This is a genomic window from Paenarthrobacter nitroguajacolicus, assembly GCF_007786235.1.
Classification (GTDB): domain Bacteria; phylum Actinomycetota; class Actinomycetes; order Actinomycetales; family Micrococcaceae; genus Arthrobacter; species Arthrobacter nitroguajacolicus_A.
The window spans coordinates 12,326-25,031 of record NZ_VNFK01000003.1 but is presented as its reverse complement, the minus strand read 5'-3'; the positions used below and the strand labels follow the sequence as shown (position 1 = coordinate 25,031).

General features: G+C 65.2%; 11 protein-coding genes. 10 read left to right on the top strand and 1 reads right to left on the bottom strand.

All coding sequences use genetic code 11. The features are described from left to right. Nucleotides 1-6 precede the first annotated feature (6 nt). On the top strand, nt 7-1,209 hold the full coding sequence (moeB, locus tag FQP90_RS04000; RefSeq protein WP_144648451.1) for a molybdopterin-synthase adenylyltransferase MoeB: 1,203 nt from the start codon (nt 7-9) through the stop codon (nt 1,207-1,209). Between the two features lie 76 nt (nt 1,210-1,285). On the opposite strand, the gene FQP90_RS03995 is transcribed toward moeB, so the two are convergent. Continuing rightward, the gene (locus FQP90_RS03995) at nt 1,286-2,608 is read right to left on the bottom strand and encodes a glutamyl-tRNA reductase (RefSeq protein WP_144648450.1); all 1,323 of its coding nucleotides are present in this window, start codon (nt 2,606-2,608) and stop codon (nt 1,286-1,288) included. Between the two features lie 158 nt (nt 2,609-2,766). Here FQP90_RS03995 and hemE point away from each other — a divergent pair, with 158 nt between their 5' ends. From hemE to hemL, 9 genes are all read left to right on the top strand, one after another. After that, nucleotides 2,767-3,882 (top strand): uroporphyrinogen decarboxylase, encoded by a 1,116-nt coding sequence (gene hemE, locus FQP90_RS03990; protein WP_144648449.1) that lies wholly within the window; start codon nt 2,767-2,769, stop codon nt 3,880-3,882. 5 nt (nt 3,883-3,887) lie between these two features. After that, the gene (gene hemG / locus FQP90_RS03985) at nt 3,888-5,366 is read left to right on the top strand and encodes a protoporphyrinogen oxidase (RefSeq protein ID WP_144648448.1); all 1,479 of its coding nucleotides are present in this window, start codon (nt 3,888-3,890) and stop codon (nt 5,364-5,366) included. A gap of 72 nt (nt 5,367-5,438) precedes the next feature. Then, nucleotides 5,439-6,140, top strand: a complete 702-nt coding sequence (gene hemQ / locus FQP90_RS03980; RefSeq protein WP_144648447.1) for a hydrogen peroxide-dependent heme synthase — start codon at nt 5,439-5,441, stop codon at nt 6,138-6,140. After that, nucleotides 6,137-7,360, top strand: coding sequence for a ferrochelatase (locus FQP90_RS03975; RefSeq protein ID WP_144648446.1), 1,224 nt, complete (start codon nt 6,137-6,139; stop codon nt 7,358-7,360). The genes hemQ and FQP90_RS03975 overlap by 4 nt, the downstream gene beginning before the upstream one ends. After that, nucleotides 7,357-8,355: a hydroxymethylbilane synthase gene (gene hemC / locus FQP90_RS03970; protein WP_144648445.1), complete on the top strand. Its 999-nt coding sequence runs from the start codon at nt 7,357-7,359 to the stop codon at nt 8,353-8,355. Before FQP90_RS03975 ends, hemC begins: the two co-directional genes overlap by 4 nt. 4 nt (nt 8,356-8,359) lie before the next feature. Next, nucleotides 8,360-9,220: a uroporphyrinogen-III synthase gene (locus FQP90_RS03965; RefSeq protein WP_244296478.1), complete on the top strand. Its 861-nt coding sequence runs from the start codon at nt 8,360-8,362 to the stop codon at nt 9,218-9,220. Further along, complete coding sequence (gene hemB / locus FQP90_RS03960; protein ID WP_144648443.1) at nt 9,217-10,197, top strand: porphobilinogen synthase; 981 nt, start codon at nt 9,217-9,219, stop codon at nt 10,195-10,197. The genes FQP90_RS03965 and hemB overlap by 4 nt, the downstream gene beginning before the upstream one ends. Next, nucleotides 10,197-11,264: an LLM class flavin-dependent oxidoreductase gene (locus tag FQP90_RS03955; RefSeq protein ID WP_144648442.1), complete on the top strand. Its 1,068-nt coding sequence runs from the start codon at nt 10,197-10,199 to the stop codon at nt 11,262-11,264. The genes hemB and FQP90_RS03955 overlap by 1 nt, the downstream gene beginning before the upstream one ends. A gap of 57 nt (nt 11,265-11,321) precedes the next feature. Further along, complete coding sequence (gene hemL, locus FQP90_RS03950) at nt 11,322-12,641, top strand: glutamate-1-semialdehyde 2,1-aminomutase (RefSeq protein ID WP_144648441.1); 1,320 nt, start codon at nt 11,322-11,324, stop codon at nt 12,639-12,641. Nucleotides 12,642-12,706 lie beyond the last annotated feature (65 nt).

Here is a 12,706-nt window from a genome sequence, read left to right as displayed (position 1 = left end):
TGGGGTATGGCCTCAATTGTTGCTGCCCACTCTGCTGCGCCCACTGTCCTGCCGCCCCTTGTTGAACCGGCCGCCGAGCTTACGCCGGCCGAGGTGGAGCGGTACTCACGGCATCTCATCATTCCGGAAATTGGCGCTGTGGGCCAACGCAGGCTTAAGAATGCGAAAGTGCTTGTCATAGGGGCAGGTGGGCTCGGATCGCCCGCATTGTTGTACCTGGCCGCTGCCGGAGTCGGGACCCTGGGGATCGTGGACGACGACGACGTGGACCTCACCAACCTCCAACGCCAAGTGATCCACGGAGTGAAGGACGTAGGCACCCCCAAGATCGAGTCTGCGCGCAACGCCATTGCCGAGCTCAATCCGCTGGTCAACGTGGTCCTGCACAACGTCCGGCTCGATTCCTCCAACGCCATGGAACTGTTCGCGCAGTACGACCTCATCCTTGACGGTGCAGACAACTTTGCCACTCGCTACCTCGTCAACGACGCCGCTGCCATCCTTGGCAAGCCCTACGTCTGGGGCTCCATCTTCCGCTTCGATGGACAAGTCAGCGTTTTCTGGGCCGAGCACGGCCCCACGTACCGGGACCTGTATCCGGAAGCCCCTCCAGCCGGTTCCGTCCCGTCCTGTGGGGAGGGCGGCGTCTTCGGCATGCTGTGTGCAGCGGTTGGATCGCTCATGGTGACTGAAGCGGTGAAGCTGATCACCGGCGTCGGGCGTTCTCTGCTTGGCCGCGTGGCGCTGTTCGACGCCCTGGGTGGAAGTTGGCGCGAGATCAAGGTATCCAAGGATCCGGAAGCCGAACCCATCACCGAACTCACGGACTACGAGGCGTTCTGCGGCGTGACGCCTTTGGCGCCAACCGATCAGGACCACACGGTCTCTGCCAAGGAGCTCGCCGGGATGCTGGCGGAGCGGGAGTCGGGGGAGCGTGACTTCGAATTGGTTGATGTCCGGGAGTCGGGAGAACACAGCATTGTGAGCATCGACGGTTCAGTGCTCATCCCGCAGGGCCGCATCCTCTCAGGTGAGGCGTGGGTGGAGTTGCCGCAGAACAAAGACATCGTGTTCCACTGCAAGGCCGGGACGCGCTCTGCTGCTGTCCTGGAGGCTGCTCAGAGGGCGGGTTACACCCGGGTCAGCCATCTCGACGGCGGTATTCTCGCCTGGGTCCGGGACGTCGAACCCGGGAAGCCGGTCTACTAGGCGGCGTGGACCGCCCGGCCGTGGGGGAGCGGCCTGGGAAAGGGCCCGGGTAAGAGGGTGCCGCCTTGGAAATCCGTCAGGCGCTTTCGGAGCGGAGTTGCTCGTGGTCTACGGGGCATTCCGCAGCAGGCGCGGCGGCCCGGGGCTGTTCCACCTGGATGCCGTACAGAGCCTCAAGGGCTGCGACGTAGTCTTCCTGCTGGCCATTGGCCGCGAGTTCCCGCGCCCGAACCGTGGGGATGTGCAGGAGCTGCTTGACCATACGGCGCAGCGCGAACTCCACCTCTTCGGCAGCAGCAGTACAACCGTGGCGGGCACGGACCTTTTCCATCTCAGCGTCCAGGACGTTCATGGTGTGGCGGCGCAGCGCCACGATGGCCGTGTCCACGGAACGTGCTTCGCGCTCCGTCTCGAAGGACGTAGCAGCGCCGTTGACGATGGCGCTGGCCTGGGAGAGCGACTCTGCCTGCTCCTGGGGTGCGGCGAGTCGCACTGACTCCAGCGTCAGCAGTTCGACGCCGTCCAGCTCGCCCACGGCAGGATCGAAATCATGGGTAAGGGCGAGGTCGATCGCGATCAACGGCTTGCCGGAGTTCTCCCGTACGCGGGCAAGGTCTGCTGCTTCCACCCGGTTGTCCGAACCACTGCAACCGATCATGACGTCGGCTGCGGCAACGGCGGCGGGAAGCGTGTCGGCGTCGAGGGCCGTACCGCCACGGGTGGCTACGAAGCCTTCTGCCCGGCCGGAAGAGGAGTAGACGGAGATGTCCGTGCAACCGCGTTCCCGAAGAAGGGACATGGTGGCCCCGGCGTACGCCCCGGTGCCGAAGACCACAACCTTCTTGGTGGTCCAATCGTCGTTTTCGGCAAGATCGGTGGCAAGGTCCAAAGCGACGGAGACGATGGAAAGGCCACGGGAGCCCAGGGCGGTCTGTGCACCGACGTCCTTGGCAGTCTTGGAAGCCGCTTGGAAAAGCCGGACGAGGCCGGAGCTCGCGGTGCCTTCCTGCTGGGCGGTGATGAGGGCCCGGCGGACCTGGCCTGCGATCTCACGTTCACCCACGACGGCGGAGTCCAGTCCAGCGCTCACGGCGAAAAGGTGGCGGGTGACGTCAGGGCCCGTGTGGGTGGCGAAGGAACGGGAGACGAGTTGCTCGTTGAGGCCGCTCAGTTCGCTGATCTGGGAAACAAGGGCGGAGCGGGCTGCTTCAAGGTCAGCCCCGTTGGCCGTTTCGCCGTAAACCTCATAGCGGTTGCAGGTAGCCAGCACAACGGCTCCGGAAACCACCGGGGAATCCGTCAGGGCTGCCGAGGCAAGCTCAGAGGAACCGTTGCTCAACTGAGCGACAGTTTCGAGGTCGATGTCGGCGTGTGTAGCCACCAATGAGAAAAGAACCACAGCACCCCAATCATAGCTTTTTCGTAGCCCGGTAGAACAATGTGGCGCCGTGGTGATCCACACGCAGGTGGGTGATCCCCGCCACAACGGCCCGGGCGGGGCGCGACGTGACAGCTTGTCGTTATCTTTTGCCCCGGATTTTCGGCACAATCGAAGGCATGACTTCTAGCGCGGCAGCATCCAACAGTACGGCCTCCACCGCCCCGGCGGGAACCCTCGACGCCAACCACCCGCTGAGGGACGGCCGGACCTCGGATTCGCCGCTGATCACGGCTTACCGCGGTGGCAAGCCGTCCCGCAGGCCCGTGTGGTTCATGCGCCAGGCCGGCCGTTCGTTGCCTGAATACCTCAAGGTCCGTGAAGGTGTTGCGATGCTCGATTCGTGTCTCAGGCCCGAGCTGGCCGCCGAGATCACGCTTCAGCCTGTTCGCCGCCACGACGTCGATGCCGCCATCTTCTTTTCCGACATCGTGATCCCCTTGAAGCTGGCGGGAGTGGGCGTGGACATCGTCCCCGGCGTAGGCCCGGTGCTGGACAAGCCCGTCCGCACTGCCGCGGATGTCGCAGCCCTGCCCACCCTGACGTGGGAAGCCCTTGAGCCGATCCGTGAAGCCGTGCGCCTGACCGTTGCCGGGCTCGGCAAGACTCCGCTCATTGGATTCGCCGGTGCGCCGTTCACCTTGGCCGCCTACATGGTTGAGGGCAAACCGTCCCGCGACCACCTCGGTCCACGGACCATGATGCATGCCGATCCGGAAACCTGGACGGCGTTGGCCAATTGGGCTGCCGATGCTTCCGGCATGTTCCTCCAGGCGCAGCTTGAGGCGGGCGCCTCGGCCGGACAGCTCTTCGACTCATGGGCGGGTTCGCTCGGCTTGGCGGACTACACCAGGTTCGTGGCGCCGGCCTCGGCCCGCGCGCTCGACCATGTCCGCGGCCTCGGCGCGCCGCTGGTCCATTTTGGTACGGGCACATCAGAGTTGCTGGTTGCCATGCGCGACGTCGGCGTCGACGTGGTGGGCGTCGACTACCGCCTGCCGCTCGACGAGGCCAACCGTCGTTTGGGCGGAACGGTTCCGCTGCAGGGCAACATCGATCCCGCGCTGCTCTCGGCGCCCTGGGAGGTCCTTGAAGCCCACGTCCGTGAGGTCATCGCAGCAGGAGCGCATGCACCGGGCCACGTCCTGAACCTTGGTCACGGAGTTCCCCCCGAGACGGACCCCACTGTCCTGACGCGGGTGGTGGAGCTCATCCACTCGATCCCCGCAGAGTAGGAATCATGCGCGGGGGACGAGCAACGCCCAATCCGCACGCCGGACGGCCGGCGGCCGTGGTGGTGGGCGGCGGCATCTCAGGGCTGCTCGCTGCCCGGGAGCTGGCCATGGTGGGCACATCCGTTACGGTCCTTGAGGCCAGCGGGAACTGGGGAGGCTGCGTCGGGAGCCACGTTGTTGCGGGATTGCACCTGGACAGCGGCGCCGAGTCCTTCGCTACGCGGTCCACGGCCGTGGCCGACCTCGCGCGCGAACTCGGCTTGGAAGACAAGATCGTCGCTCCCCATCCGGGCGGCGCGTGGGTTCAGTTGCCGGACGGTCCTCAGGAACTGCCCAAAACGGGAGTCCTCGGCATTCCGGCCAACCCTTGGGATCCTGAGGTCCGGCGTTCGCTCGGGTTGGCGGGGGCGGTGCGCGCCTCTCTTGACCGTTGGCTGCCGGCTTCGCTGGGTACGTCAGCCGAGGTCACCAGTGTTTCAGCGTTGGTCCGTTCCCGCATGGGCAAGAAGGTTTTGGAGCGGTTGGTCGCCCCGGTGGTAGGTGGCGTTCATTCGGCCGATCCGGCCCTCTTGGATGTCGACATGGTCGCGCCTGGACTCCGTTCGGGACTCCGCGAACATGGCTCCCTGGCCGCAGCGGTTGCCGCCCAGCGCAAGGTCGCCCAACGCAAGGCAAGTGCAGGTTCGGGTCCCGCCAAGGCCGGTTCCGCCGTCGCCGGTCTGATGGGCGGTATGAATACGATCGTCGAAGCGTTGGTCGCTGACCTGCGGGAGCGTGGCGTGGAACTGCTGACGGGCAAGCGCGCCGAGGACATCGTCAAGACGCAAGGCGGCTGGCGGGTCGCCGCCGGCGATTCTACGTACGACGCCGGGCGGCTGGTGGTGGCGCTGGACGGTCCTGCTGCCGTCGGGCTGCTGGAAAAGTCCATGCCGGAGTTGTCCGGCTTGCGTCCTGCTCCCGGACCGTTGGTGAGCTTGGTGACCATCGTGGTGGACCTGCCGGAACTGGACCGCCGGCCTCGTGGCACCGGAATCCTGGTGGCACCGCAGACTCCCGGGGTGAAGGCGAAGGCATTGACCCATGCCACCGCCAAGTGGGACTGGTTGGCCGAAGAAGCAGGTCCTGGAACGCATGTCCTGCGTCTTTCCTATGGTCGGCGCGAGGAAGCCGGTGGGGGAGCCGACCTTGTCCTTGATGACGACTCGCTCCTGGCCGCAGCCCTGGAGGACGCCTCCACGTTGTTGACTGTTCCGGTGACCCAAGCTGACATTGTGGATTGGGACGTGGTGCGGTGGGCGGGTGCCTTGCCGTTTGCCGCCGTCGGTCATAAACAGCGCGTAGCGCAAGTGCGGAAGGCCTGTGCCGCCGTGGAGGGCCTGACGGTCGTCGGGGGCTGGTTGGCCGGTAATGGCTTGGCGGCCGTGGTCGCAGATACGAGGTCGCAGCTTGCCGCCGGAAATGCCGAGGGGCCGTCGATTCCGTGATTTGCGTCACTTCTACGCCTTGTAGAACTGATCCGTTTCGACTTAGTGGCTGGCACGGGGCAAACTTGAACCATGAGCCACACTTCTGCCGAATCTGTCACTAAAACTGCTGGTACCGAAGAGCAGTTCTTCACGCTCTGGACCGTCTTCAAGCGCTCGGCCGATGTCCTGCGCAGCGGCGATGCTGCCCAGGAATTCGAAGCCCTCGTGGAAAAACTTGCCGAAGATGGCGTGATCCTGCGCGGCAGCTACGACGTTTCCGCCATGCGCTCGGACGCCGACATCATGGTGTGGCTCCACGGCGCCAAGCCGGAAGACCTGCAGTCCGCCGTCCGCTCCATCCGCCGCAGCAAGCTTTTCGCGGGAACCGAGATCGTCTGGTCCGCCATGGGTGTGCACCGCGAAGCAGAGTTTGCCAAGAGCCACGTGCCGGCTTACGCCCGTGGCGTCGAGCCGAGCACCTGGCTGTGTGTCTATCCCTTCGTCCGTTCCTACGAGTGGTACATCCTGCCTGCCGAAGAGCGTGGCGCCATGCTCCGCGAGCACGGCATGCTCGGCCGTGAATTCCCGCAGGTCATCTCCAACACCGTTTCCTCGTTTGCCCTGGGCGACTGGGAATGGATCCTTGGCCTTGAGGCCCCTGAACTGGTGGACCTCGTTGACCTGATGCGCCACCTGCGGGCCACCGACGCGCGCAACCACGTCCGCGAAGAAATCCCCTTCTACACCGGCCGCCGGGTGACCGCAGCCGAGATTGCCGAGGTCCTGGCGTGAACGAGCTTGCAATCTCCACCGCCCGTAACGACGTGACCGAGCGCGGCCGGCAGGAACCGAAGCAGTACGATGCCGTGTTGCTTGCCTCCTTCGGAGGTCCCGAAGGGCAGGAAGACGTCATTCCCTTCCTCCGCAATGTCACCCGTGGCCGCGGAATCCCGGACGAGCGCCTCGAAGAGGTCTCGCACCACTACCGCGCCTTTGGTGGCATCAGCCCCATCAACCAGCAGAACCGTGAGCTGAAGGCCGCCATCGAGGCCGAACTGGCTCAACGCGGGATCGAGCTCCCAGTGCTCTGGGGGAACCGGAACTGGGACCCGTACATCGCGCCGGTCCTGCAGGACGCCTACGACGCCGGCCACCGCCGCATCCTGATGCTCACCACCAGCATCTACTCCTGTTACTCCAGCTGCCGCCAGTACCGCGAAGACATCGGCATCGCGTTGACGGAAACCGGTTTGGACGGCAAGCTGCAGGTCGACAAGATCCGGCAGTACTTCGACCACCCCGGCGTGGTCCAGCCCTTCCTTGAAGGCACCGCCTCCGGACTGCAGGAAATCCGCGAGAAGCTGGCAGCGGCGGGTGAAGCCGACCCGGACTCGAAGATCCGCGTCCTATTCGCCACGCACTCCATCCCCACCCGTGACGCCGAGGCAGCTGGCCGCTCCGAGGACGAGCCCCGCGAGTTCGCGGAGGGTTCCGCCTACGCCGCCCAGCACCTGGCCAACGCCAAGGCCATCATGGATGTCGTCGCGCCGAACGTCGCATGGGACCTCGTGTACCAGTCCCGCTCGGGCGCACCCCACATTCCGTGGCTGGAGCCTGACATCAACGACCACCTGGAGGAGATCGCACCCCAGGGCGTTCGCGGCGTCGTTATCGTGCCGCTGGGATTCGTCAGCGACCATATGGAAGTCGCCTGGGACCTCGACACCGAGGCACTGGAAACCTGCAAGAACCTGGACATCGAAGCCACGCGCGTTCCCACTCCGGGCACGCATGCAGCTTTCGTGTCCGGCCTTGTGGACCTCATCTGCGAACGCACCGTGGACAACAACATTGCTGACCGTCCGCACGTGACCGACCTCGGTCCTTGGTACGACGTCTGCCGCCCGAACTGCTGTGAAAACTTCCGTGGTGCCAAGCCCGTCATCGCTGAGGTTGGGACCACCATCGGCAGCGGCCACGATGCCTACCCTGCGTCGGAGGCAGCCAAGTGACTGTTCGCATCGGCACCCGGGCGAGCAAATTGGCCCTGACGCAGACGCAGCAAACCGCCGATAAATTGGCTGCTGTTGGCGGCTTCCCGGTGGAGCTCGTGCATATCAAGACCGAAGGTGACGTCAAGACCGGGTCACTCTCGCAGATGGGCGGCACGGGCGTGTTCGTTGCGGCTTTGCGTGACGCTTTGCTGGCTGAAACCTGCGATGTCGCCGTGCACTCCCTCAAGGACCTGCCCACAGGGGCAGCACTCGGCCTCAGCATTGCCGCGACGCCCAAGCGCGTGGATGTGAGGGATGTTCTCTGCGCACGCGAGGGCATGACCCTCGCCGAACTGCCCGGTGGCGCCAGGGTGGGCACAGGCTCGCCCCGCCGCGCAGCGCAGCTTAGGGCAGCGCGCCCGGACATCGAGGTCCTGGATATCCGTGGAAACGTCGATACCCGCCTTGGCCGCGTGCCCGGACTTCCCGGCAATACCAGTGACGAGGTTGTTCCCGGTAAGTCCTGCGACCTGGACGCCGTGGTGCTGGCGGCCGCCGGCCTGGAACGGATCGACCGGCTGGACACCGTCAGCGAGTTCTTCGAATTCGACGTCATGCTGCCCGCGCCCGGGCAAGGAGCGTTGGCCATCGAGTGCCGCACGGACGACGCTCCGCGGCTGGCAGGTTCCACTGAAGGCTCCAGCGGGGTGCTGGCACAGGCCCTCGCTGCACTGAACGACGACGACACCCGCCTCGCGGTAACCGCTGAGCGTGCAGTACTGGCCAGGCTTGAAGCGGGGTGTGCAGCTCCCGTTGGTGCTTACGCCTTCCGCAAGGGCAGCATGCTGCACCTCGAAGCAGTGGTTTGCGCCGTGGACGGAACCAAGACCGTGCGCGAAAAGAAGGCCACGGACGGGCTGACCGAAGTAGGCGCCACTCTGCTCGGCATCGAAGTGGCTGAGCTGTTGCTCGCCGCCGGTGCCGCGGAGATCGCGGACCTTGCAGCATCCTGAGCGGTTGAAACTCAACGGCTTGGCAGGTCGGCGTGTCCTGATCACCAGGACCGCCGACCGTGCCCGGCCACTGGCTTCGCGCCTCAGGAAACTGGGTGCTGAGCCGCTGGTCCTGCCGCTCATCGACTTTGAGCGGGCAGAGGACCAAGCTTCGCTGGACGCAGGGCTGGACCAGCTTTCCGCGGGCAACTTTGACTGGCTGCTGATCAGCAGCACCACCACCGTGCGTGTCCTGCTGGAGAAAGCGGTTGGACGGAACACTACTGTCGCGCGCCTCGTCCCCTCCGGGACGAGGGTGGCCACCATCGGGCCGTCATCCCGGCAGGTCCTTGAAGCCGTCGGCCTGACCGTTGCCTTGGCCCCCAGCGAGCTGCAGTCGGCAGAAGGGCTGCTTGGCCAGTGGGGACAAGGTCCGGCAAGGGTATTCCTTCCGCAGGCCGATATCGCAGCGCCGAACCTGCGGGAAGGCTTGGCTGCCAAAGGCGCGGACGTAACAACCGTCATCGCCTATCGGACCGTTGACTACCCGGCCCGAGACGAACTCCGCCTTACAGCCGAACTGCCGTCCGCCGTCGCGTACTCCGACCCCGTCCAGCCGCTGACCGTCAGTCCGGAAGAGGCGAAGACTGCGGTGCACGCCGGCACTGTGGACGCGGTTGTTGCCGCCTCACCCAGCGCCGCCCGGCGCATCGCCCAGCTGTTTCCGACGCTGCGCACCTGCCGTTTCATCGCAATTGGACGCCCGACGGCGGCTGAAGCCGGCCGACTCGGCATCACCGTTGCAGCCATCGCCAAAGAACCAACCCCGGACGGCATCGTGGCCGCCCTGGAATCTGTTTTCGCTAACGAAGGGAACCTGCCATGAGCTTTCCAAACCACCGTCCCCGCCGCTTGCGCACCACGCCCGCCATGCGCAGGCTCACCGCCGAAAACCGACTGGCACCCGCAGACTTGATCCTCCCGGCGTTCATTCGGGAGGGCCTCACCGAACCGAGCCCCATCAGTTCCATGCCGGGCGTCGTCCAACACACCACTGATTCGCTCAAGCGCGCAGCTGCCGAAGCCGTTGAATTGGGCGTCGGTGGCATCATGCTCTTCGGTGTTCCCGCGGTTCGTGACGCGCAGGGAACCGCTTCCCTTGATCCCGACGGTGTCTTGAACAAAGCCATCCGCGACGTCCGGGCAGAAGTCGGCGATGACCTGGTGATCATGGGCGATGTTTGCCTGGACGAATTCACTGACCATGGCCATTGCGGCGTGCTGGATGCCGATGGCTATGTGGACAACGATGCCACCCTGGAGATCTACGGCCGGATGGCGGTGGCGCAGGCTGAAGCAGGCGCCCATGTGCTGGGCCCGTCGGGCATGATGGACGGCCAGATCGCCGTGATCCGCCAGGCGCTGGAGGAATCCGGCCACAAAAACACCGCCGTCCTTGCCTACGCCGCCAAGTACGCATCGGCTTTCTACGGCCCGTTCCGCGAAGCTGTCGATTCACAGCTCAAGGGGGACCGCCGCACCTACCAGATGGATGCGGCCAACCGCCGGGAAGCCATCCTGGAGGTTGAGCTGGACCTCGAAGAAGGCGCGGACATGGTTATGGTCAAGCCGGCCATGAGCTACCTCGACATCCTGGCCGATGTGGCCGCCATGAGCCCCGTGCCGGTCTCGGCCTACCAAATTTCAGGCGAGTACGCCATGATCGAAGCGGCTGCCGCCAACGGCTGGATCGACAGGCGTGGTGCCATTACCGAATCCGTGCTCGGCATCAAGCGTGCCGGAGCCGATACTGTCCTGACCTACTGGGCCTCCGAACTGGCAGGCTGGCTGAAGGAGTCCTGATGACATCCGATCCCACCGCACCCGTAGCGGCACACGAGATCCTGCTCGGCCTGAACACCTTCGGCGATGCAGGGCTCGACGCCGACGGGAACCCCAAGGAGCACGCGCAAGTCCTGCGCGAGCTGCTGGAGGAAGCAAAGCTGGCTGACGCCGTCGGGATTCACGCTTTTGGCGTGGGGGAGCACCACCGCCGCGATTTTGCGGTGTCGGCCCCCGAAGTCTTCCTGGCCGCGGCGGCTGCGGTGACGTCCCGGATCCGCCTTGGGTCGGCCGTCACGGTACTGAGCTCTGACGACCCCATCCGAGTGTTCCAGCGGTTCGCCACCGTTGATGCGATCTCCAATGGCAGGGCCGAAGTGATGCTCGGCAGGGGATCATTCATTGAGTCCTTCCCGCTGTTCGGCCTGGACCTGGCAGACTACGAGGTGTTGTTCGAGGAGAAGCTGGAGCTCTTCGACCAAGCTCGAGCGCAAAAGCCGCTCCATTGGGAAGGCCGCACCCGTCCCAGCGTCAACGGGCTTCAGGTCTACCCGCGGTTGCAGCACCACCTGCTGCCGGCATGGATCGGTGTCGGTGGAACTCCTGAATCCGTGCTGCGCTGCGCCGAATACGGGTACCCCATTATCTTCGCCATCATCGGGGGAGAGCCGCGCCGCTTTGCCCCGCTTGTCAACCTGTACCGGGACGCGATGGCCAAGCACGGCCACCCGATGCGGCAGATCGCAACGCACTCCCCCGGGTTCATCGCTGACTCGGACGAGGCAGCCCGCGAGGAACTCTTCCCGCATTGGCTCGAGCAGCGCAACCGGATAGGTGCGGAGCGAGGCTGGGGTCCGGGCAACAGGGGCGAGTTCGACGCCATGTGTGGACCTGAGGGGGCGCTCTACGTCGGATCCCCGGAAACCGTTGCGCAGAAGATCGCCCTGCTCAAGCGGAACCTCGGCGTGGACCGCTTTGACCTGAAGTACAGCAACGGCACCTTGCCGCACCAATCCATGATGCGCTGCATCGAGCTCTACGGCACCGAGGTAGCTCCGAGGGTTGCCGAGCTGTTGGCTGCCGCCTAAGCCTCTGCTACTGCCGGGCGGCCCGACTGCCTTGGAATCACTGAAAGAATAGGAACCATGACTTCAAACACCCCTGTGTCCGACCAGCTGTTCGACCGTGCACGGTCATTGATGCCCGGCGGCGTAAATTCGCCGGTCCGCGCCTTCGGGTCCGTGGGCGGCAACCCGAAGTTCATGGTCTCCGCGAAGGGCGCCTACCTTACTGACGCGGACGGCAAGGAATACGTGGACCTGGTGTGTTCATGGGGACCGGCGCTGCTGGGTCACGCACATCCAGCCGTGCTGGACGCCGTACACGCGGCTGTGGACCGGGGCCTGTCTTTCGGCGCCTCGACTCCGGATGAAGCGAACCTTGCTGCCATCGTGAAAGATCGCGTGTCAGCCGTCGAGCGATTGCGGATGGTCTCCACGGGTACCGAAGCCACCATGACCGCCGTCCGCCTGGCCCGCGGCTTCACCGGCCGCAACCTGATCATCAAGTTCGCTGGCTGCTACCACGGCCACCTGGACGGGCTGCTGGCAGCAGCAGGCTCCGGAGTCGCTACCCTGGCCTTGCCGGGCTCGGCCGGAGTAACGGAAGCCACGGCAGCTGAGACGCTGGTTCTGCCGTACAACGACCTCGACGCCGTCGAAGCCGCCTTCGCTGCCCACGGCAAGAACATCGCTGCCGTCATCACGGAAGCGGCTCCGGCCAACATGGGCGTCGTAACCCCGGGGGAGGGCTTCAACGCAGGGCTGTCCCGCATCACCAAGGAACACGGAGCGCTGCTCATCCTTGACGAAGTCCTTACGGGGTTTCGCACCGGCTACGCCGGCTACTGGGGGCTGACGGGCCGCCAGGAAGGCTGGGCACCGGACCTGCTGACCTTCGGTAAGGTCATCGGCGGCGGAATGCCGACGGCGGCACTGGGCGGCCGTGCCGACGTCATGGACTACCTCGCTCCCGTTGGCCCGGTGTACCAGGCCGGTACCTTGTCCGGGAACCCGGTGGCAATGGCCGCTGGAGTAGCAACGCTGACCCATGCAACTCCCGAGGTCTACGCCCACGTGGATGCCCGCTCACTGGAACTCTCGGCCGCGCTCTCCGCTGCGCTGGACGGTGCCGGTGTGGACCACTCCATCCAGCGGGCCGGAAACTTGTTCTCGGTTGCCTTCGGTACGTCCGCCCACGGTGTTCACAATTACGATGACGCCCAAGGCCAGGAAACCTTCCGCTACGCACCGTTCTTCCACTCCATGCTGGACTCCGGCGTCTACTTGCCGCCGTCCGTCTTCGAGGCTTGGTTCCTGTCCGCCGCCCACGACGACGCAGCGATGAACCGCATTTTCGACGCCCTGCCGGCTGCTGCGAAGGCCGCTGCCTCTGCATCTGCCTGATCCTCGTGATGCCCCGGGCGGCTGCGTAAAGCAACTGCCCGGGGCATTGTCGTGCTCGCAGGGGG